Genomic DNA, 22,491 nt, shown 5'->3' with positions numbered 1-22,491 from the left:
GCTGGTCAGAGTTCGGCTTTGACGCGGGCGCACAGCGCGTCGGTGGACAGTCCGTAGCGGTCGTGCAGGGTGGGCAGGGCACCGGCGGCGAGGAACTCGTCGGGCAGCGCGGCGGCGATGATGCGGGACCCGGTGCGGCCGTAGGCGGCAGTGGCCGCGACGGCTTCGGACAACCCGCCGACCACCGTGTGGTTCTCGCAGGTGACGACGAGCCGGTCGGTGCGCAGTCGGGCGAGGATGGTTTCGGTGTCCAGCGGCTTGATCGTGGGCACGTGCAGCACGGCGGCGTCGATGTGGTCGGCTTCGAGCCGGGCCGCGGCCTGCAGGGCACGCATGGTCATCAGCCCGGTCGAGACGAACAGCACGTCGCGGCCGCCGCGCAGTTCCGCGGCCTTGCCGAGCTGGAACCGGTAGCCGTACTCGTCGAGCACGGTCGGCACCTTGCCGCGCAGCAGCCGCAGGTACGTCGGTCCGGGGTGCGCGGCCAGCGCGGGCACCGCCTGCTCGATGTCGACCGAGTCGCACGGGTCGACGATCGTCAGGCCCGGGCAGGCCCGCAGGATCGCCAGGTCCTCGGTGGCCTGGTGGCTGGGTCCGTAGCCGGTGGTCAACCCGGGCAGCGCACCGACGACGTTGACGTTCAGCCCGGGTTCGGCGATGTCGAGGCACAGGAAGTCATACGCCCGCCGCGTCGCGAAGACCGAGTACGTGGACGCGAAGGGGACGAGCCCGGCTTCGGCCATGCCGGCGGCCGCGCCGAGCATGACCTGCTCGGCCATGCCCATCTGGAAGAAGCGGTCCGGGTGCGCGTCGCGGAAGACGTGCATGTCGGTGTACTTGGCCAGGTCGGCCGACAGCCCGACGATCTCGGGCCGCTCCTCGGCCAGCCGGGTGAGGGCGTGCCCGAACGGCGCGGGGCTGGTGCGCTGGCCGGGGTCGGCGAACGAGGCGATCATCGCCGACGTCGTCAAGCGGGTGGTCACTGGTGCGCTCCTTCGAGCTGGTCGCGGGCGGCCTGCCATTCGTGCTCGGCCACGGGCATGAAGTGCGCCTTCTCCCGGCTCTCCAGGAACGGCACGCCGCGGCCGATGCGGGTGTCGCAGATCAGCACCGACGGGCCGCCGGTGTGCGCGCGGAGCTCGGCGAGGCCGTCGAGCAGGGCCGGGATGTCGTTGCCGTCGACGCGCACGGCGTGCCAGCCGAAGGCGCGCCACTTCTCGGTCACCGGCTCGGTCCGCAGGACGCCGGGGGTGGGTCCGTCGGCCTGGAGGCCGTTGACGTCGACGATCGCGGTGACGTTGCCGAGTTCGTGGTGGGCGCAGGCCATCGCGGCTTCCCACGTCGAGCCCTCGTCCAGTTCGCCGTCGGACAGAAGGGTGAACACGCGCGCCGGGTTGCCGCGGTGACGCAGGGCGAGTCCCATGCCGCACGCGACGCCGAGGCCGTGCCCGAGTGAGCCGCCGGAGATCTCCATGCCGGGTGTGTAGGAGGCCATCCCGGACATCGGCAGCCGCGACTCGTCGGCGCCGTAGGTTTCCAGCTCCTCGAGCGGGATCGTGCCTGCCTCGGCGAGCGCGGCGTACAGCGCGATGGCGTAGTGGCCGATCGAGAGGAGGAACCGGTCGCGGCCGTCCCAGCCGGGGTCTTCGGGACGCAGCCGCAGCTCGCCGTCGCCGCGGGCGTAGAACACGGCGAGGATGTCGGCGACGCCCAGCGCCTGGCCGATGTAGCCCTGGCCCTGCACTTCGCCCATCGTGAGTGCGTGGCGGCGGATCCGGGTGGCGGCCGCGCGCAGCCGCTGCTCGCGGGGTGGTGCCGAAATCATCGGTTTCTCCTTGCATACAACGGGTTTCAGCTGACCGGGGCAGGCTTGGCGGCGGTGAGTTCGCGTTCGAGAGCGTCGACCCGTTCGCGTTCGGCGCGGCCCCAGGTTTCGCGGGTCAGCAGCGTGGCGACCAGGCCGAGCAGGCCGAAGGCACTGAACAGCAGCGCCGGGCCGATCCAGCCGGTGGCGGTGAACAGGGCGGTGGCGATCAGCGGCGTGAAGCCGGACACGACGGCGGAGAGCTGGTAGGACAGCGAAGCGCCGCTGGTACGTGTTCGGGCGTTGAACAGCTCGGAGAACCAGGCCCCCTGCACCCCGGCGAGGCTGTTCTGGCAGACCGCGTAGCTGACGACGAACGCGAGCACGATCGCGGTCGCTTGGCCGGTGTTGAGGACCAGGAACAGCGGGATGCCCCAGAGCACGGTGATCACCGTGCCCAGCAGGTAGACCGGACGCCGGCCGATCCGGTCGGTGAGTGCGCCCCACAGCGTCGTCGCGGCGATGCCGAGCCCGGCGGCGAGCATGAGCGCGAACAGGGTGACGGAGCGGTCGGCGAGCTTCTGGGTCGAGAGGTAGGACAGCACGAACGTGACCGACAGGGCGTAGCCGGCGGTTTCGGTGATGCGCAGGCAGAAGGCCTTCACGACGTTGCGCCAGTCGGTGCGCAGCACTTCCAGCAGCGGGTTCTTCGCGACCTCGCCCTCGGCCTTGAGCTCCTCGAACGCCGGTGACTCCTCGACCTTCAGCCGGATGACGATGCCGACGACGATCAGCACGGCGCTGAGCAGGAAGGGGACCCGCCACGCCCACTGGTCGCCGAGCGGCACGCTGACCAGGAACGCCGTGTTCGCCAGCAACAGCCCGACGGGGAACCCGGCCTGGGTGAGGCCGGTGTAGAGGCCGCGTTTGCGCCACGGCGCGTGTTCGAAGGTCATCAGGATCGCGCCGCCCCATTCGGCGCCGAACGCCAGGCCCTGCACGACCCGCACGGCGACCAGCAGGACACCGGCCCACACCCCGACCTGGGAGTACGTCGGCAGCAGGCCGATCAGCACGGTCGCGATACCCATCACCAGCAGGGAGCCGACCAGGACCGGCTTGCGGCCGATCCGGTCGCCGAGGTGCCCGCCGAGGATCCCGCCGAGCGGGCGGACCGCGAACCCGACGCCGAGCGTCGCGAACGACAGCAGCGTGCCGGACAGGGGATTGCTCGACGGGAAGAACGCCTGGTTGAAGTACAGGGCCGCGGCGGTGCCGAAGCCGATGAAGTCGTAGGTCTCGATCGTCGCGCCGATCGAGGAGCCGAGCGCCACCCGGCGCCGGGCCGGGGTCCCGTCGAGGGTCGCGCGGATTTCCGGCTGGCTTGGTCGTCCGGACATGAGATCTCCAGTGATCCGTCAGGGTGGACGCGGAAGTAGGTCGAGAGTTGAGTGTTAACACTCAACAGTATGCGACCACGATGCGCTCCGATGGTGGACCTGTCAAGAGGGGTCAGTTCTCGGTGAAGTGCTCCGCGGCGGCCGCCATGTGCTCGTGCACCACTTCGAGGGCCTTGTCCAGGTCGCCGCGCTCGATGGCGTCGATGATCGGCGCGTGCCGGGTCGGGGTCATCATGGCCGGAGCGCCTTCGGGGCCGCGGTTCATGATGGTGATCCGGATCCGGCCTTCGAGGTGGCGCCACGACTCGACCAGCATCGTGTTGCCGGACAGCTCGCACAGCCGCAGGTGAAAGCCCAGATCGGCCTCGACGCGGGTGACGAAGTCGTCGCCGGCCCGCGCCAGGGTTTCGACGGCCGCGCGCAGGGCGGCCACAGCCTGCTCCCGGCCGGGCTGCTCGATGATTTCGGTGACCGCGAGCCCCTCCAGTGCGGCTCGCACCCGGAAAAGCCCCCGGATCTCTTCGGCGGACAGGGAGTTGACGCGCAGCATGCCCCGCATGCCGGCCCGCACGAGCCCCTCCTGCTGGAGGTGGCGCAGGGCCTCGCGCACGGTTCCGCGGCTGACGCCGAGCCGCTCGGCGAGTTCGACCTCGCCGAGGTGGTCACCCGGCCGGTAGGTGCCGGAGGTGACGGCCGACCGCAGTGCTTGCAGCACCCGCTCGCGCAGCGTGCTGCGGTCCATCACAGGCAGCGGGTCCACCGTCCCGGGTCTCCTCTCGTCTGTCGACAGTGTAACTGCCGACAGTCAACCCCCGCGTTGGGCGAGGGAAGCGGTCATGACCCGCCGGCTTGAGGTACTGGTCGACGCGAACCTGCAGTCGCACGCACCGTGTGCAGGCTGAAAGCCCGCGCGCGGACCGGACCCGCCGCCGGGTCAGCGCGGCGGCCGGCTGCGTGAAAACCCGGGCCGCGGCCGCGGCGACCGCGTCGCCGCTCGTTCTGCCATGCCTCCAGCAATGCCGGAGACGTCACGGGTCCGGCGTGGCTGCAAGGGTCGGTCGGGAGGGCGACGAGGAGGCGGCATGATCTCGAAGGGGCCGATCGCGGTGGTCGGGCTCTCCTGCCGGGTTCCGGGAGCCGCCGATCCCGGTGCGTTCTGGCGGCTGCTGCGGGATGGCACCGAGGCGATCACCGACGTCCCCGCCGGCCGCTGGGAAGCCGGTGCCGATCCGGCCGGCCGTGGGGGCTTCCTCGATGACGTGCGGGGCTTCGATCCCGGCTTCTTCGGCATTTCGCCGAGGGCGGCCGCCGCGCTGGATCCGCAGCAGCGGCTCGCGCTCGAACTCGGGTGGGAGGCCCTCGAAGACGCCGGAGTGGTGCCGGCGCGGCTTTCCGGCAGCGACACCGGGGTCTTCCTCGCGACCGGCGGGGACGACTACGCCCTGCTCACCCACCAGGCCGGGCGTTCCGCCATCACCTCGCACACGTTCGCCGGGCTCCACCGCGGGCTCGCCGCGAACCGCGTCTCGCACTTCCTCGGCCTGCACGGGCCCAGCCTGACCGTCGACACCGCCCAGTCGTCGTCGCTGGTCGCGGTGCACCTCGCGTGCGAAAGCCTCCGGCGCGGCGAGACCGCCGTGGCTCTCGCCGGTGGCGTGCACCTCAACCTGGTGCCGGACGGCGCGGTCGCCTTCGCGGAGTTCGGCGGCCTCTCCCCGGACGGCCGCTGCTACGCCTTCGACGCCCGCGCGAACGGAACGGTGCGGGGCGAGGGCGGCGCCGTCGTCGTCCTCAAGCGGCTCGCCGACGCGGAAGCGGACGGCGACCGGGTCTACGCGCTCGTCCACGGCGGCGCGATGAACCACGGGGGCGCGAGCGAGGCCCTGACCGTGCCGGACGAAGCCGCGCAACGGGCCGTCCTGCGCGCCGCCTACACCCGCGCCGGTGTCCGGCCCGAGGACGTCGGCTACGTCGAACTGCACGGCACCGGGACGCGGCGGGGCGATCCGGTCGAGGCCGCCGCACTGGGGTCGGTCCTCGGTGCCGCGCGGACCGGCGACCGGCCGCTGCTCGTCGGTTCCGTCAAGACGAACATCGGCCACCTCGACGCGGCCGCGGGCGTCGCCGGGCTGGTCAAGACGGTGCTCGCGCTGCACCACGGCGAAGTGCCCGCCAGCCTCAACCACGTGGCTCCGCCACCGGAAATCCCCTTGGCCGAGTTGAACCTCGCGGTCAACGGCCGGCACACGCCGTGGCCGGACACCGGCCGGTTCGCCGGGGTGAGCTCGTTCGGCATGGGCGGGACGAACTGCCACCTGGTGCTGTCGCGCCCCGCGCCGGACGGCGGCTCGCCGGTGGCCGCGCCGCCGGTACTGGCCTGGACCGTGTCCGCCCGGACCCGCGACGCCGTCCGCGGGCAGGCGGGGCGGCTCGCGGAATTCGTGGCGGCCGAGCCCGGCCGCACGCCGGCCGAGATCGCCGGTGCGCTCGCCGCGGGCCGGACCGCGTTTCCCGAACGGGCCGTCGTCGTCGGCACCGGCGACGGCGAACTCCGGGCCGGGCTGGCCGCGCTCGCGGCGGGCACCGACGCGGGGAACGTCCTGCGCGGCACGGCAACCGGCGGAACCACCGCGTTCCTCTTCGCCGGCCAGGGCAGCCAGCGCCCCGGCATGGGACGCGAGCTGTACTCGGCGTTCCCGGTCTACGCCGCCGCGTTCGACGAGGTCTGCGCCGCGTTCGACCCGCTGCTCGGCACTTCGCTGAAGGACGTCGTCTTCGCCGGGGGCGCGCTCCTGGACGAGACACGGTTCACCCAGCCCGCCGTGTTCGCCGTCGAGGTCGCGCTGGTCCGGCTGCTCGCGCACTGGGGCCTGCGCCCGGACCTGCTCGCCGGGCACTCGGCGGGTGAGCTCGTCGCCGCGCACGTGGCCGGGGTGCTGTCCCTGCCGGACGCGGCCACCCTCGTGGCGGAACGCGCCCGGCTCATGCAGACGGTCGCCGACGGCGGGGCGATGGCCGCCATCGAGGCGGGGGAAGACGAGGTACTCGGCGAGGGCGTCGAAGCGGGCGCCTGCGTCTCCGCCGTCAACGGCCCGCGGGCCACGGTCGTTTCCGGGGCGGAGGAAGCCGTTCTCGCGGTGGCCGCCCGGTGGCGCGAGCGCGGCCGCCGCGTGAGACGGCTCCCGATCGGCGTGGCCGGGCACTCCGCGCTGCTCGACCCGATCCTCGGCGAGTTCGCCCGCACGGCAGGGCGGCTGGCCTACGGCGAGCCCGCGATCCCGGTCGTCACCAACCTCACCGGCCGGCTCGCGGCGGACGGCGAACTGCGCGAGCCCGGCTACTGGGTGCGCCAGGTCCGCGAGCCCGTCCGGTTCGGCGACGCCCTCCGGACGCTGCACGAGCTCGGCGCCACCCGGTTCGTCGAGGTGAGCCCGGACCGGGTGCTGGCCGCGCTGGTGCGCGGCGCCCTGCCGGACGCGGCGGTGTCGGTCACGGCGGTGCTGCGGGCCGGCCGGCCCGAGCCGCGCACCCTGGTTTCCGGGGTGGCCCAGGCCTTCGCCGACGGCGCGCCGGTCGACTGGCCCGCGGTGTTCGGCGACCCGGCGCCGGCCAGGGCGATCGGACTGCCCGGCTACGCCTTCCAGCGCAAGCCGTACTGGGTCGGCACCACCCCGTCCACTATGGACGAACGACCGGAAGTGCCTGCCGACGGCGGGGACCCGCTCGACGTCGTCCGGTCCGCCACCGCGGTCGTGCTCGGGTACCCCGGCGCCGGCGACGTCGATCCGCGCCGGACCTTCCGCGACCTCGGCTTCGACTCGCTGGCCGCGGTCGAGCTGCGGGACCGGCTCACCGCGGCGACCGGCGTCGAGCTCCCGCCGACGCTGACGTTCAACCACCCCACCCCGCTGGCGCTCGCCGAGCACCTGCGTGGCGAGCGGCGCGCCCCCGCCGCCCCGGTGGCCGTCGCCGAACCCGGCGAGCCGATCGCGATCGTCGGCATGGGCTGCCGGTTCCCCGGTGGGGCCGGCTCGCCCGAAGACCTGTGGCGGCTGGTCGCGGACGGCGTCGACGCGATCACCGGGTTTCCCGGCGACCGCGGCTGGGACCTCGGCGCGGCGGGCGCGGAGATCCCGCGCCGCGGTGGCTTCCTGCCCGATGCCGCCCTGTTCGACCCGGAGTTCTTCGGCATCAGCCCGCGCGAGGCGCTCGCCATGGACCCGCAGCAGCGGTTGCTGCTCGAGACGGCGTGGGATGCGCTGGAGCGGGCCGGCCTCGACCCGGCGGCGCTGCGCGGCACCCCGGCGGGCGTGTTCGTCGGCGCCACGGCGAGCGACTACGGCCCCCGGCTGCACGAAGCCGGCCACGGCGCGGAGGGACACGTGCTCACCGGCAGTTCGGCGAGCCTGCTGTCCGGCCGGGTCGCCTACACGCTCGGGTTCGAGGGCCCGGCGGTGACCGTCGACACGGCGTGCTCGTCGTCGCTGGTCGCGCTGCACCTGGCCGCGCGGGCCCTGCGGGCCGGCGAGTGCACGCTCGCCCTGGCCGGCGGGGTCACGGTGCTGGCGACGCCGGGGATCTTCCTCGAGTTCGGCAGGCAGGGCGGGCTGGCCGCGGACGGCCGCTGCAAGGCGTTCGGCGCAGGCGCCGACGGCACGGCCTGGGCCGAAGGCGCCGGGCTCGTCCTGCTGGAGCGGCTTTCGGACGCGCGTCGCCACGGCCACCCCGTGCTGGCGCTGGTCGCCGGGTCGGCGATCAACTCCGACGGCGCCAGCAACGGACTGACCGCACCGAGCGGCCCCGCCCAGGAGCGCGTGATCCGCGCCGCGCTGGCCGGCGCTAGACTGTCCACATCGGACGTCGACGTGGTCGAGGCCCACGGCACGGGGACCGCGCTCGGCGACCCGATCGAGGCCGGTGCCCTGCTCGCGACGTACGGCCGCGACCGGGAAACGCCGCTGTGGCTGGGTTCGCTGAAGTCCAACATCGGCCACGCGCAGGCCGCCGCCGGCATCGGCGGCGTGGTGAAGATGGTGCAGGCGATGCACCACGGGGTCCTGCCGGCGACCCTGCACGCGCAGGAGCCGTCCCCGCACGTCGACTGGTCGGCCGGCCGGGTCCGGCTGCTCACCTCGGCGAGGGAGTGGCCGGAGGCCGGCCGCCCCCGCCGGGCGGCGGTGTCGTCGTTCGGGATCAGCGGCACGAACGCCCACGTGGTCCTGGAACAGGCCCCGGCCGAACCGGAAACCCCGGCCGGTCCGGCGCCCGAATCCCCCTTGCCCTACGTCCTTTCCGCCCGTGACACCACCGCCCTCCGGGCCCAGGCCCGGCGGCTGCGGGACCACCTCACCGACCACCCGGACGAGGCCCCGGCGGACATCGCCTACTCCCTGGCCACCACCCGCACCCGCTTCGACCTGCGGGCCGCGTTCGTCGCCACCGGACGGTCCGGCCTCCTCGATGCCCTCGACGCCATCGCGAGCGACGGCACCGACATCGTGCGCGCCACGACCGGCGGGACCGTCTTCGTCTTCCCCGGCCAGGGCTCGCAGTGGGCCGGGATGGCGGCCGGGCTCCTCGGCACCTCGCCGGTGTTCGCGGCCCGGTTCGCCGAGTGCGAGCGGGCGCTGGCGGAGCACCTCGACTGGTCTCCCGCCGACGTCCTGCGCGAGCGGCCCGCGGCACCCGCGCTGGACCGTGACGACGTGGTCCAGCCGGTGCTGTTCGCGGTGATGGTGTCGCTGGCCGCGCTCTGGCGCGCCCACGGCGTCGAGCCCGACGCGGTGATCGGCCACTCGCAGGGCGAGATCGCCGCCGCCTGCGTCGCCGGTGCGCTGTCGCTCGCGGACGCCGCCCGGGTCGTCGCCCTGCGCGCCCGGCTGCTGAGCGAGCTGGCCGGGCTCTCCGGGATGGTTTCGGTTCCGCTGCCCGAGGCCGAGGTCACCGAGCTGCTGACCGGCTGGGGTGACCGCGTCTCGGTCGCCGCCGTCAACGGGCCGCGCTCGGTCGCGGTGTCCGGCGACCCGGACGCGTTGCGGGAACTCGTCGCCGCGTGCGCGCTGCGCGACGTGCGGGCCCGGGAGATCCCGATCGACTACGCGTCCCACTCCCGGCACGTCGAACGTCTCCGCGACCGGCTACTGGCCGCGCTCGCGCCGATCACGCCGCGGCCGCCGGACATCCCGTTCTTCTCGACCGTCACCGGGGAACCGCACGCCGTCCTCGACGCCGCCTACTGGTACCGCAACCTGCGGGAGCCGGTGCGCTTCGAAGGCGGGGTGCGGCGGCTGCTGGCCGCCGGGCACCGCGTGTTCGCCGAGGTCGGCCCGCACCCCGTGCTCGCGCTCGGGATGCGGGAGACGTTCGACGACGCGGGCGTGGCCGCGGCGGCCGTCGGGACGCTGCGGCGCGGCGACGGCGGCCGGGACCGCTTCCTCCGGTCCCTGGCCGAGGCCCACGCCTGCGGCGCCGCCGTGCGCTGGGACGCCGTCTTCGCCGGGACCGGCGCCCGGCGCACCGGCCTGCCGACGTACCCGTTCCGGCGACGGCGGTTCTGGTGGCGCCCGCCTGCCGAGGCGCGCACCGGCACCGATCCCGCCGCCGGCCTGCGCTACGGGATCGCGTGGTGGCCGGCGACGGCCGAAGGCACCGCCCGGCTGTCCGGGACCTGGCTCGTCGCCGGCGGCCGCCGGTCGCCGTGGCGCCCGCTGATCGCCGCGGCACTGGCGGAGGCGGGCGCGGACGTCCGCGACGAGGACTTCACCGGGGAACCCGCCGGTGTCGTTTCCCTGCACGCCCTCGACGAAGAAGACGCGCTCACCGGGACGCTTTCGCTGCTGCGGCGGTTCGGCTGTCCGATGTGGAGTGTCACGTGCGGAGCGGTCGGCACCGGCGACGGCGACCCGGTCCGCGCGCCCCGGCAGGCCGCCGTCTGGGGTCTCGGCCAGGTGGCCGCGCTGGAGCAGCCCCGCCGCTGGGGCGGGCTCGCCGACCTGCCCGAGCAGCCGGCCGCGGAAGCCGCGCGGCGGCTGGCCGGGCTGCTGACCGGGACCGAGGACCAGGTGGCCGTCCGGCCGTCCGGCGTCTTCGCCCGGCGCCTGGTGCGCCCGGCCCCCTCGGCCCGGCCGGCCTGGCGGCCGCGGGGGACCGTCCTGGTCACCGGCGGGACCGGCGCGCTCGGCCGCCGGGTCGCGCGCTGGCTCGCCGCAAACGGAGCCGCGCACGTCGTGCTCGCCGGCCGGAGCGGCCCGGCGGCGCCGGAAGCCGCCGCGATCACCGAAGAACTGGGTGCGGACCGGGTCACCGTCGCCGCCTGCGACGTCACCGACGAGAGCGCGGTGGCCGCCCTGGTCGCGTCGGTCCCCGGCGAGCTGACGGCCGTGGTGCACGCCGCCGGGACGAACCGGTTCGGGCGGCTGGCCGACATCGGCCCGGCGCACCTGGCGGAGGTGCTCGGCGCGAAGGTGCGGGGAGCCGAGGTCCTCGACCGCGTGCTCGGCGACCGGCCGCTGGACGCGTTCGTGCTGTTCTCCTCGGCCGCCGGCGTCTGGGGCGGCGCCGAGCAGGGCGCGTACTCGGCCGCGAACGCCTGTCTCGACGCGCTCGCCCACCGGCGCCGGGCGCTCGGCCGGGTCGCGACGGCGGTGGCGTGGGGCCCCTGGTCCGGCGGCGGCATGGTCACGCGTGAGTTCGAGACGGCCCTGCGTGCCCGCGGGTTCACCCCGATCGATCCGGGTGTCGCGCTCGACGCGCTCGCGACGGCCGTCGGCGGTGGCGAAACCGCCACGGTCGTGGCCGACGTCGACTGGCCCCGCTTCGCCGCGCTCTACACGATGGCGCGGCCGAGCCCGCTGCTCGGCGAGCTCGCCGAAACCCGCCGCCCGGCCGAGCCGCGGCAGTCGGCTTCCGCGCTCGGGCAGCGCCTTCGCGAGTTGCCGGAGGCCGGGCAGCACGACCTGCTGCGGACGCTGGTCCGCACCCAGCTCGCGGCCGTTCTCGGGCACGACGGGCCGGCGGCGGTGGCCGCGGACCGGCCGTTCTCCGCGCTCGGGCTGGACTCGCTCACGGCGGTCGAGCTGCGCGACCGGCTGGCGGCCGCGACGGAGCTCGCGCTGCCGGTCACGATCGTCTTCGACCACCCGACCGCGACCGCGCTGGCCACGCACCTGCGTGACACCGCCCTCGGCACGCACGTGGCCGAAGCCGCCGCGCCTGCCGCCCCCGCGGACGAGCCGCTGGCCATCGTGGGCATGAGCTGCCGGCTGCCCGGCGGCATCGAAGACCCCGAGGACCTGTGGCGGTTGCTGGCCGAGGGCGGCGACGCCGTCGGCGGGCTCCCTGCCGACCGGGGCTGGGACCTCGGCGCGCTGTACGACCCGGACCCGGACCGGCCGGGCACCAGTTACGTCCGCGGCGGCGGCTACCTGAGCGGGATCGACCGGTTCGACGCCGACCTGTTCGGCATCGCGCCCCGCGAAGCGCTGGTGATGGACCCGCAGCAGCGGCTGCTGCTCGAGGCCACCTGGACGGCGCTGGAGCACGCGGGCATCGCGCCGGGCTCGCTGTCCGGCAGCGGCACCGCCGTGTTCGCGGGCATCCAGGTGCCCGACTACTGGACGCCGGACCGGATCCCCGGCGCCCTCGAGGCCTACCAGGTCACGGCGGGCGCGCCGAGCGTGGCGGCGGGCCGGATCGCCTACACCTTCGGGCTGGAAGGCCCGGCGATGACCGTGGACACCGCGTGTTCGTCGTCGCTGGTCGCGCTGCACCTGGCGGCGCGCTCGCTGCGCGCGGGGGAGTGCTCGCTGGCGATCGTGGGCGGCGCGACGGTGATGACCACCCCGGCGGCGCTGCGCAGCCTCAGCAGGCAGCGGGCCCTGTCCCCGGACGGCCGGTGCAAGGCGTTCTCGGACGACGCCGACGGGTTCGGCGCCGCCGAAGGGGTCGCGGCACTGGTCGTGGAGCGCCTCTCGGACGCGCGGCGGAACGGCCACCGCGTGCTGGCCGTGCTGCGGGGTTCGGCGGTCAACTCCGACGGCGCCAGCAACGGGCTCACCGCCCCGAACGGCCTGGCCCAGCAGCGCGTCATCCGCGCCGCCCTCGCGGACGCCGGACTGTCCGCTGCGGACGTCGACGCCGTCGAAGCGCACGGCACCGGCACCCGGCTGGGCGACCCGGTGGAAGCGCTGGCGCTGCAGGAGACCTACGGCCGTGACCGCCCGGCCGACCGGCCGGTCCTGGTGGGGTCGGTCAAGTCGAACCTCGGCCACACCCAGGCCGTGTCCGGTCTCGCCGGCGTGATCAAGACGGTCCTCGCGCTGCGCAACGGGGAGCTTCCGCGCACGCTGCACGCCGACCGGCCCTCGTCCCACGTGGACTGGACGCGCGGGGCGCTGGCCCTGCTGACCGAGCCGGCGCCGTGGCCGGCCACCGGGCGGCCGCGCCGGGCCGGGGTCTCGTCCTTCGGCATCTCCGGCACCAACGCGCACGTGGTCCTCGAGCAGGCACCGGCCGACCCGGAGCCGGCCGACGGCGGCCCGGCAGGTGTGGTGCCGTGGGTGCTGACCGGGGCGACCCCGGAGGCCGTCCACGACCTGGCGGACCGGGTGCGGTCGTTCGTCGCCGGGCGGCCGGAGCTGACCGCCCGGGACGTGGCCCGGACGCTGGCCGCGCGGTCCGCGCACGCCCACCGGGCCGTCGTCGTCGGCGAAGGACGCGAAGAACTGCTGGCCGCGCTCGCCGGCGTCCGGCCCGAGCGGGGGACCGGCGGGAAGCTGGCGTTCCTGTTCACCGGCCAGGGCAGCCAGTACGCCGGGATGGGCGGCGGCCTGCGTGCGCAGTTCCCGGTGTACGCCGAGGCTTTCGACGCCGCCTGCGCGGCGGCGGGTCTCGACCCGGCGGTCGTGGCCGACGGCGACGAGCTCGCCCGCACGGAGTTCGCGCAGCCGGCGCTGTTCGCGCTGCAGGTCGCGCTGTACCGGCTCGCCGAGTCGTGGGGGCTGCGCCCGGACGTCCTCATCGGACACTCCGTCGGGGAGATCGCGGCGGCGCACGTGGCCGGCGTGCTGTCACTCGCGGACGCGGGAACGCTGGTCGCGGCGCGCGGCCGGCTGATGCAGGACCTGCCCGCCGCCGGCGCGATGATCGCGGTCGAGGCGGGCGAAGCCGAAGTCCGTGCCGCGCTGACCGGCGAGGCCGCGATCGCGGCGGTCAACGGCCCGGCCGCCGTCGTGCTCTCGGGGGACGCGGCCGCCGTCGAGGCCGTCGCCGCGGAGTTCGCCGCCCGGGGCCGCCGGACGAAACGCCTGCCCGGCGGGCACGCGTTCCATTCGCCGCTGATGGCCCCGATGGTCGAGCGGTTCCGCGAAGTACTGGCCGGGCTGGAATTCGCCGAGCCCGCCATCCCGCTGTGGCCGGCCGCGGCCGGCGATCCGGCGACGGCGGAGTACTGGGCCGGCCACGTGCTCGGCACCGTGCGGTTCGCCGACGCGGTCGCGGGGCTCGGCGCCGACGGCGTCACCACGTGCCTGGAGATCGGGCCCGACGGGGTGCTGTCCGCGCTCGGCCCGGCGATCGACCCCGCCATCGACTTCGTCCCGGCGCAGCGCGCCGACCGCCCCGGCGCGCGCACGGCCGTCGAGGCCGCCGGCCGCCTGCACGTGCTGGGCCACGACGTCGCCCTGGCGAGCCTGTGCCCCGGTGGCCGGCTCGCCGACCTGCCCGCCTACCCGTTCCGGCACCGCAGCTTCTGGCTGGCCCCCGGCCAGGCGCCGGACCGGTCCGGGCACCCGCTGGCCGGAACGGCCGTCCGGCTGGCGGACGGCGATGGCGCGCTGGTCACCGGCACGCTCTCCGCGACCGCTCCCGGCTGGCTCGGTGACCACACGATCGGCGGGACGACGCTGGTGCCCGGCACCGCCCTCCTCGAACTGGCGCTGCAGGCCGCCGCCGCGGCGGGCTGCGCGACCGTCGGGGAACTCACCCTGGAGACCCCGCTCGTCCTGCCGGACCACGGATCGGTCCAGATCCAGGTCCGGGCCGGGGCGGCCGACGACGGCGGCCACCGGCCGCTGACCGTCCACTCCGGACGGAACGGCGAGTGGACCCGGCACGCCACCGGGCTCGCCGGTCCCGGTGCGCCGGCGGATTCCGGCCGTCCGCTTCCCGCCGACGCGGAACCCATTGCCGTCGAGCGGCTCTACGAGCAGCTGGCCGACGCGGGATACGGCTACGGACCGGCCTTCCGCGGCCTCACCGCCGCCTGGCGCCACGGCGAAGACGTCTACGCCGAGGCGGTCCTGCCCGAGGAACTCCGCGACGACGCCCGGAACTGCACGCTGCACCCGGCGTTGCTCGACTGCGCGTTGCACGCGCTCGGGTTCACCGGCAGGCTCGACGGCGGCACCCCGGTACCGTTCGCCTGGCGCGGGGTTTCCGTCACCGCACCGGGACCAACGGCCATCCGCGTCCGCCTCACCCCGGCTGCCGGGGACGCCGTGTCGCTGCACGTCACGGACCCCGAGGGCCGTCCGGTGGCCACGGTGGATTCGCTCGTCCTGCGTCCGGCCGCTCCGGCGCCGCGCGACGGCCTCCTCGAACCGGACTGGGTCCGCGTCCCCGCCCCGGAAGTCACCGCCCCGGAAGTCACTGCCCCGGAAGTCACCGGGCCGGACGTCGTGCCGGTCGGCGACCTCGCGGAACTGACCGGCGAGCCGGTGCCGGCGGCCGTGGTCGTCCCGGCCGGGGACCCGGCCCGCGCCCTCGCGTTGTGCCAGGCTTGGGTGGCCGACGACCGGTTCGCCGCCGCGCGGCTGGTCCTGCGCACCCGGAACGCGGTCACCGACCCGGACCAGGCCGCCGTCTGGGGGCTCGTGCGGTCGGCGCAGACCGAGCACCCCGGCCGGTTCGTGCTGCTCGACGCCGGCCCCGAAGACACCGCCGGGCTCGCCGCCGCGATCGCCACCGGCGAACCCGAAGTGGCCGTCCGGGCCGGGGAAGTGCTGGTGCCGCGCCTGAAGCGGGCGAGCACCGGCGACGACCTGACCCTGCCGGACGAACCGTGGCGGCTCGCCGTCGTCCACAAGGGACGACTCGACGGGCTCGCCCCGATCGCGCACCCGGCCGAGCCGCCCGGCCCCGGCCAGGTCCGGGTCGCCGTGCGGGCCGCGGGACTCAACTTCCGCGACGTGCTCAACACGCTCGGGCTCTACCCGGGTGAGGCCCCGCCGCTGGGCATCGAAGGCGCGGGCGTCGTCACCGAGACCGGTCCGGGGGTCACGGGGTTCGCGCCGGGCGACCGGGTGCTGGGCCTGCTCGACCACGCCTTCGGCCCGCTCGCCGTCACCGACCGCCGAAACCTGGTGCGCGTGCCGCCGGACTGGACGTTCGCCGAGGCGGCGGCCGTGCCCGTCGTGTTCCTCACGGCCTGGTACGGGCTGCGCGACCTGGCCGGGCTGCGGGCCGGGGAGAAGGTGCTCGTGCACGCCGGGGCCGGCGGGGTCGGGATGGCGGCGATCCAGCTGGCGCGGCACCTCGGCGCCGACGTCTACGCCACGGCGAGCCCGGCCAAGCACGACGTCCTGCGCGGACTCGGCCTGCCGGACACGCACATCGCCTCGTCGCGGACCCTGGACTTCGCGACGGCGTTCGCGGGCACCGGGTTCGACGTCGTGCTGAACTCGCTCGCCGGCGAGTTCGTCGACGCGTCGCTGGGCCTGCTGGGCGACGGCGGCAGGTTCGTCGAGCTCGGCAAGACGGACGTCCGCCCGGCCGCGGAGATCCCGGCCGGGGTGACCTACCGGACGTTCGACCTCACCGAGCCCGGCGCCGAGCGGATCCAGGAGATGCTCCGCGCCGTGGTCGACCTGTTCGCCGCCGGTGCGCTCCGGCCGCTGCCACTGTCCACATGGGACATCCGGCGGGCGGTCGAGGCGTTCCGGTTCGTCAGCCAGGCCAAGCACGTCGGCAAGGTCGTGCTGACCGTGCCGGCCGGGCCGTCGCCGGAGGGCACGGTGCTGGTCACCGGCGGCACCGGCGCACTCGGCAGCCTGGTCGCCCGGCACCTCGCCGGGCAGGGTGCGCGGCACCTGCTGCTGGCCGGACGGCGTGGCCCGGCCGCCCCCGGCGTGCGCGAACTGACCGCGGAGCTGGCCGGGCTCGGCGCGTCGGTGACCGTCGCCGCGTGCGACGTCGCCGACCGCGGCCGGCTCGCCGCCCTGCTGGCCGGGATCCCCGCCGAGCACCCGCTGACGGCGGTCGTCCACGCCGCGGGCGCGCTCGACGACGGCCTGGTGGCGGCGATGACGCCCGAGCGGCTGGAGCGCGTGCTGCGGCCCAAGGTCGCCGCCGCGCAGCACCTCGACGAGCTGACCCGCGGCGGCGACCTCGCCGAGTTCGTGCTGTTCTCGTCGGCGTCGGCGTTCTTCGGCGGCGCCGGCCAGTGCAACTACACCGCGGCCAACGCGGCCCTCGACGCCCTCGCGGCCCGCCGGCGCGCGGCCGGGCTGCCTGCCGTGTCGATCGCCTGGGGCGCGTGGGCGCACGAAGGCGGCATGACCGGGCAGCTCGGCGCGGCCGACCACGCCCGGCTGGCCAGGGCCGGCCTGGCGGCGCTGGCCGACGAGCGCGGGCTCGCCCTGTTCGACGCGGCCCGCCGGCTCGGCCGGCCGCTCGTCGTGGCGGCGGAACTGGACATCGCGGCCCTGCGCCGCGGCGGCGAGAACGTCCCGCCGTCGCTGCGCGGTCTCGCCGGGGCCACCGCGCGGCGGCCGGAGCCCGGGCGCGCCCGGCCCGAAGACGTGCTCGACCTGGTCCGCGACCGGGTCGCCGCGGTGCTCGGGCACGCCGGGGCCGCGGAGGTGGCGCCGGACCGGGCGTTCAAGGACCTCGGGTTCGACTCGCTGAGCTCGGTCGAACTCCGCAACGTGCTTGCGGCGGCAACCGGGCTGCGACTGCCCGCGACCGTCGTGTTCGACCAGCCGACCCCGGAAGCCCTCGCGGCCTACCTGCGGGCCGAGCTGTCCGGTGCGGCGGCCGCGCCCGTGGCCACCGTGGTCACCGAGGCCGGTGACGACCCGGTCGCGATCGTCGCGATGAGCTGCCGGCTGCCCGGCGGCGTCCGGTCGCCCGAAGACCTGTGGCGGCTGGTGCGCGACGGCGCCGACGCGGTCACCGGGCCGCCGGCCAACCGCGGCTGGGACCTCGACGCGCTCTACCACCCGGACCCCGAGCGCCCCGGCACCACCTACGCGCGGGCGGGCGGCTTCCTGCACGACGCGGACGAGTTCGACCCGGAGTTCTTCGGGATCAGCCCGCGCGAGGCGCTGGCCATGGACCCGCAGCAGCGGTTGCTCCTGGAGACCGCGTGGGAGGTCTTCGAAGCGGCGGGCGTCGACCCGGGTTCCGTGCGGGGACAACGGCTCGGCGTCTTCGTCGGCGGCGCGTCGCTCGGCTACGGCACCGACTCGCGCGAGTTCCCCGGCGAGCTGGAGGGCTACCGGCTGACCGGCAGCACGACCAGCGTCCTGTCCGGCCGGATCGCCTACACCTTCGGCCTGGAGGGCCCGGCCCTCACCGTGGACACGGCGTGTTCGTCGTCGCTGGTGGCGCTGCACCTGGCGGTGCAGGTGATCCGCCGCGGAGAGTGCTCGATGGCGCTGTCCGGCGGAGCGGCGATCATGGCGAACACGGACCTGTTCGTCGAGCTGAGCCGCCAGCGCGGACTGGCGCCGGACGGGCGGTGCAAGCCGTTCGCGGCGGCCGCCGACGGCACGGCGTGGGGCGAAGGCGTCGGGATGCTGCTGCTGGAACGGCTGTCCGACGCACGGCGCCGCGGGCACGAGGTACTGGCGGTGATCCGCGGCTCGGCGGTCAACTCCGACGGGGCGAGCAACGGCCTGACGGCGCCCAACGGGCCGTCGCAGCAGCGGGTGATCCGCGCCGCGCTGGCCGACGCCGGGCTGTCCCCGTCGGACGTCGACGCGGTCGAGGCCCACGGCACCGGCACCCGGCTCGGCGACCCGATCGAGGCACAGGCGCTGCTGGCGACGTACGGCCGTGACCGGACGGCGGACCACCCGCTGTGGCTCGGTTCGCTCAAGTCCAACATCGGCCACGCCCAGTCGGCGGCGGGGGTCGCCGCCGTGATCAAGATGGTGCTGGCGCTGCGGCACGGCGAACTGCCGCGCACGATCAACCTCGATGAGCCGACCCCGCACGTCGACTGGTCGCCCGGCACGGTCCGCCTGCTGACCGAGCACCGCGCCTGGCCGGAGACGAGCCGGGCGCCGCGGGCGGCCGTCTCCTCGTTCGGCATCAGCGGGACGAACGCGCACCTGATCCTGGAGCAGGCGGCCGAGGCGCCGCCCGCGGAGCCCGCCGGCCCCGCGGCGGAGCCGATGCCGCTGGTGCTTTCGGCCCGGTCCGACGAGGCGTTGCGGGCCCGTGCGGGGCAGATCGCCACCGTCCTGGCAGCCGAAGACCTCGCGGACGTGGCGCACAGCCTGGCCGCGTTGCCGCGGTTCGAGCACCGGGCCGTCGTCGTGGCCGCGGAAGCCTTGCCGGCGCTGGCCGAGGGCCGCCGCGATCCCGCCGTGGTGCGCGGGACCGCCGGGACCCCGGGCCGGACCGTCTTCGTGTTCCCCGGGCAGGGCGGCCAGTGGGCAGGCATGGGCGTCGAGCTGCTCGACAGCTCGCCCGTCTTCGCGCGGCGGATGCGGGAATGCGACGCGGCGCTGGCGGAGTTCACCGGCTGGTCCGTGCTCGACGTCCTGCGCGGCGCACCGGGCGCGCCCTCGCTCGACGACGTCGAGGTCGTCCAGCCCGCGCTGTTCGCCGTCATGGTTTCCCTGGCCGAGCTGTGGGCGGCCGCCGGCGTGCGGCCGGACGCGGTGGTCGGCCACAGCCAGGGCGAGATCGCCGCGGCCTGCGTCGCCGGCGCACTGTCCCTTGCGGACGCCGCCCGCGTGATCGCCATGCGCAGCGCCATTTCCCGGGTGCTCATCGGGCGCGGCAGCATGGCGCCGGTCGCGCTCGGCGAAGAAGCCGCGGCCGAGCTCGTCGCCGGCTGGGGTGACCGGCTTTCGATCGCGGCGGTGAACGGGCCGAACTCGGTCGCCGTCGCCGGTGACCTCGGCGCGCTGCACGAGCTGGTCGCCCGCTGCGAGGCGGAGGGCGTGCGGGCCCGGCTGATCCCGGCCGCGTTCGCGTCGCACTCCCCGGCGGTGGAACCGCTCCGTGCCGAGCTGCTCGCCGCGTTCGCCCCGGTCCGTCCCCGAACCGGCGAGGTGGCGTTCTACTCGACGGTCACCGGGGGCGTGCTCGACGGGAACGAGCTGGACGCCGGGTACTGGTACCGCAACCTGCGGCAGCCCGTGCGGTTCGACCGGGCGGTCCGGGCGCTGGCCGAGCAGAAGCACACGACGTTCGTCGAGATCGGCCCGCACCCGGTGCTGCCGGCGGCGATCCGGGAACTCCTCGACGAGCCCGGCGCCCCGGCCCCGGTCGTGACCGGCACGCTTCGCCGCGGCGAAGGCGGGCTCACCCAGTTCGTCACGTCGGCGGCCGAACTGCACGTCCGCGGCGTCGGGGTCGACTGGGCCGGGCTGCGGCCCGGCGGACGGCGGATCCCACTGCCCGCGTACCCGTTCCAGCGGCAGCGGTTCTGGCTGCGGTCGGGCACGGCCACGGCGGACGTGTCGTCGGCCGGGGTGAACCCGCTCGGGCACCCGCTGCTGGGCGCGGTCGTCGCGGTGCCGGGGTCGGAGGCGGTCGTGTTCACCGGCCGGATCACGGCGTCGGCCCCGGCGTGGCTGGGCGAGCACGCCCTGCGCGAGACGACGCTGCTGCCGGGCACTGCGGTGCTGGAACTCGCGTTCCGCGCGGGCGAGCACCTCGGCTGCGACCGCGTCGAGGACCTCGTCCTGGCCGCGCCGGTGGTCCTGCCCGGCCGCGGCGCCCTGCAGCTGCGGCTGGTCGCCGACGAGCCGGACGCGACCGGCCGTCACCCGTTCCGGGTGTTCACCCGGCCGGAGGGCGCGGACACGGCCTGGACCCAGCACGCCGAGGGCACCCTGACGGCGGCCGGGGACGTGCCGGCGCCGCGAACCGGGCCGTGGCCGCCGGACGGGGCCGAGCCACTGGACCTCGACGGCCTCCACGACGTGCTCGCCGACGCGGGTGTCCACTACGGACCGGCGTTCCGAGGTGCCGTCCGGGCCTGGCGGCACGGCGACGACGTGCTCGCGGAGGTCCGCCTGCCCGAGCGCGAGGCGGCCGACGCCGGCCGGTACGGCGTCCACCCGGCGCTGCTGGACGCGGCACTGCAGCCGATCGGCCCCGGCGGGCTGGTGTCCGGGCCGGACCTCATGCCGTTCGCGTGGTCCGGGGTGTCGCTGCACGCCGCCGGTGCGGCCGCGGCGCGGGTCCGGCTGCACCGGACGGGTGCGGACGCGCTGGCGGTGGAGCTGACCGATCCGGCCGGGTCGCCGGTGCTGTCGGCCGAGTCACTGACCCTGCGGCCGGTGCCGGCCGGGCCACCGGGCCAGGTCGCGCTCTTCCGGCTCGGGTGGGTGCCGTTGCCGGTCCTTTCCGGACCGCCGGAGGGTGCACTGCGGATCTGCGACGACCCCGCGGAAGCGCTCGAGTGGGTCCGCACGGCGGGTCCGGGCCCGGTGGTCGTGGCCACCCGCGCAGCGGTGGCGGTGTCCGACGCGGAGCTGCCCGACCCGGCGCGGGCCACGGTGTGGAGCGCGATCCGCGGTCTCGCGGAGAAGCGCATCGTCCTGGCCGACCTCGACGACTCACCGGACGCGGAGAACCTGGCCAAGGCGGCCGCGGCGCTCGGCGAGCCGGAACTGGCGGTCCGCGGGGGAGCGGTGCACGTCCCGCGGCTGGAGCGGGTGCAGCCGTCGACGGCGGAGCCGCAACCCTTCACCGGCACGGTCGTGGTGGTCGGAGAGGAGATCGAGGCACCCGGCGCCGCGGCGGGCGTGGTTGCCGGTTCCGGTGCCGCGGCGGGCGGGCCGGCTGATGCCGCAGGTGGTGCCGGGCCTGGCGAGGCGGCCGCTGGTGCCGCTGGGGCCGGCGAGGCAGCCGCCGGTGCCGCTGATGCCGCCGGTTCCGGTGCCGCGGCGGGTGGGCCGGCTGATGCCGCAGGTGGTGCCGGGTCTGGCGAGGCGGCCGCTGGGGCCGGCGAGGCAGCCGCCGGTGCCGCTGGTGCCGCCGGTTCCGGTGCCGCGGCGGGTGGGCCGGCTGATGCCGCAGGTGGCGCCGGGTCCGGCGAGGCAGCCGCTGATGCCGCCGGTTCCGGTGCCGCGGCGGGTGGGCCGGCTGATGCCGCAGGTGGCGCCGGGTCCGGCGAGGCAGCCGCTGCCGCCGCCGCGTCCGGCGAGCGGGCTGTCGGCCGTGCCGCAGCCGACCCCGGCTCTCCCGGCTGGCTGCGGATCGCTTCCCTGGCCGATCTTCCCCCGCTGCCGTCCTCGGGCGAGCTGATCCTGATCACCGGCCCGGCCGACAGCCCGCTCGCCGAGGCGCTGGCCGCCCACCGGCGGGCGCTGGGACACTCGACCCGGACCCTCACCTGGGGACTTCCCGAGGCACCGCCGCCGGAACGTGCGCCGGGTGACCTCGTCGAAGCCGTGCGGCGGGTCGCGGTCACCGGGCTCGTCGCCGCCGTGCTGCCTGCCTCGCCGTCCGGCGCGGTTCCCGCGGTGCTGCGGAAACTCGTGCGGCCCGCCAAGCGCACCGCGGCCGACCGCACCTGGGCCCAGCGGCTCGGCGCGCTGCCCGCGGAAGACCGCCCGGCCGCCGTGCTCGGGGTGGTGCGGGAACAGATCGCCGCCGTGCTCGGGCTGGCGAATCCCGCGCACGTGCGTGCCGATCGCGGACTGCTGCAGCTCGGCTTCGACTCGCTGACCGCCGTCGAACTGCGGACCCGGCTCGGGGAGCTGACCGGCCTTCGGCTGCCCGCGACGCTCGTCTTCGACCACCCGACCGCGGCCGACATCGCCGGCCACCTCACCACCTTGCTCGTCCCCGACGCGGGCAGGCCACCGGCGGACACCGAAGAACGGGACTTCCGCGCCGCCCTCTCCGCCCTCGGTTACGCGCGCCTGAAAGAAGCCGGGCTCGTGCGCACCGTCCTCGACCTGGCGGCGGCGCCCGCCGACGACGACCGGATCGACGCGATGGACGTCGCCGACCTGGTCCGGCTCGCCCTCGGCGACCCCGCCGACGCTCCCGACGAAAGGTGAGCCGACGATGACCACCACGCCCGAACAGGTCGTCGCG

General features: G+C 75.8%; 5 protein-coding genes. 1 reads left to right on the top strand and 4 read right to left on the bottom strand.

Annotated features, from left to right (window positions below; all coding sequences use genetic code 11):
• Nucleotides 1-5 precede the first annotated feature (5 nt).
• The 4 genes from BLW76_RS31690 to BLW76_RS31675 all read right to left on the bottom strand — a co-directional run bounded on the left by BLW76_RS31690 (nucleotide 6) and on the right by BLW76_RS31675 (nucleotide 3,964).
• A complete protein-coding gene (locus tag BLW76_RS31690) occupies nucleotides 6-983 on the bottom strand; it encodes a transketolase family protein (RefSeq protein ID WP_244170410.1) in 978 nt (325 codons plus the stop codon).
• Nucleotides 980-1,825 (bottom strand): transketolase, encoded by an 846-nt coding sequence (locus BLW76_RS31685; RefSeq protein WP_091314320.1) that lies wholly within the window; start codon nucleotides 1,823-1,825, stop codon nucleotides 980-982. Before BLW76_RS31685 ends, BLW76_RS31690 begins: the two co-directional genes overlap by 4 nt.
• Before the next feature lie 26 nt (nucleotides 1,826-1,851).
• Nucleotides 1,852-3,204 carry an MFS transporter gene (locus tag BLW76_RS31680; protein ID WP_091314317.1) on the bottom strand — a complete coding sequence of 451 codons (1,353 nt, stop codon included), beginning with the start codon at nucleotides 3,202-3,204 and terminating at the stop codon, nucleotides 1,852-1,854.
• A 112-nt stretch (nucleotides 3,205-3,316) separates the two neighbouring features.
• Nucleotides 3,317-3,964, bottom strand: coding sequence for a GntR family transcriptional regulator (locus BLW76_RS31675; protein WP_244170409.1), 648 nt, complete (start codon nucleotides 3,962-3,964; stop codon nucleotides 3,317-3,319).
• A gap of 322 nt (nucleotides 3,965-4,286) precedes the next feature.
• Between BLW76_RS31675 and BLW76_RS49300 the strand changes: the two genes are divergently transcribed.
• Nucleotides 4,287-22,454, top strand: a complete 18,168-nt coding sequence (locus BLW76_RS49300; RefSeq protein WP_208613428.1) for a type I polyketide synthase — start codon at nucleotides 4,287-4,289, stop codon at nucleotides 22,452-22,454.
• Nucleotides 22,455-22,491: the final 37 nt, after the last annotated feature.

This window comes from Amycolatopsis tolypomycina (assembly GCF_900105945.1).
In the GTDB taxonomy this organism is placed as follows: Bacteria; Actinomycetota; Actinomycetes; order Mycobacteriales; family Pseudonocardiaceae; genus Amycolatopsis; species Amycolatopsis tolypomycina.
The sequence above is the reverse complement of the archived record's forward strand: the minus strand, read 5'-3'. Positions and strand labels throughout refer to the sequence as shown.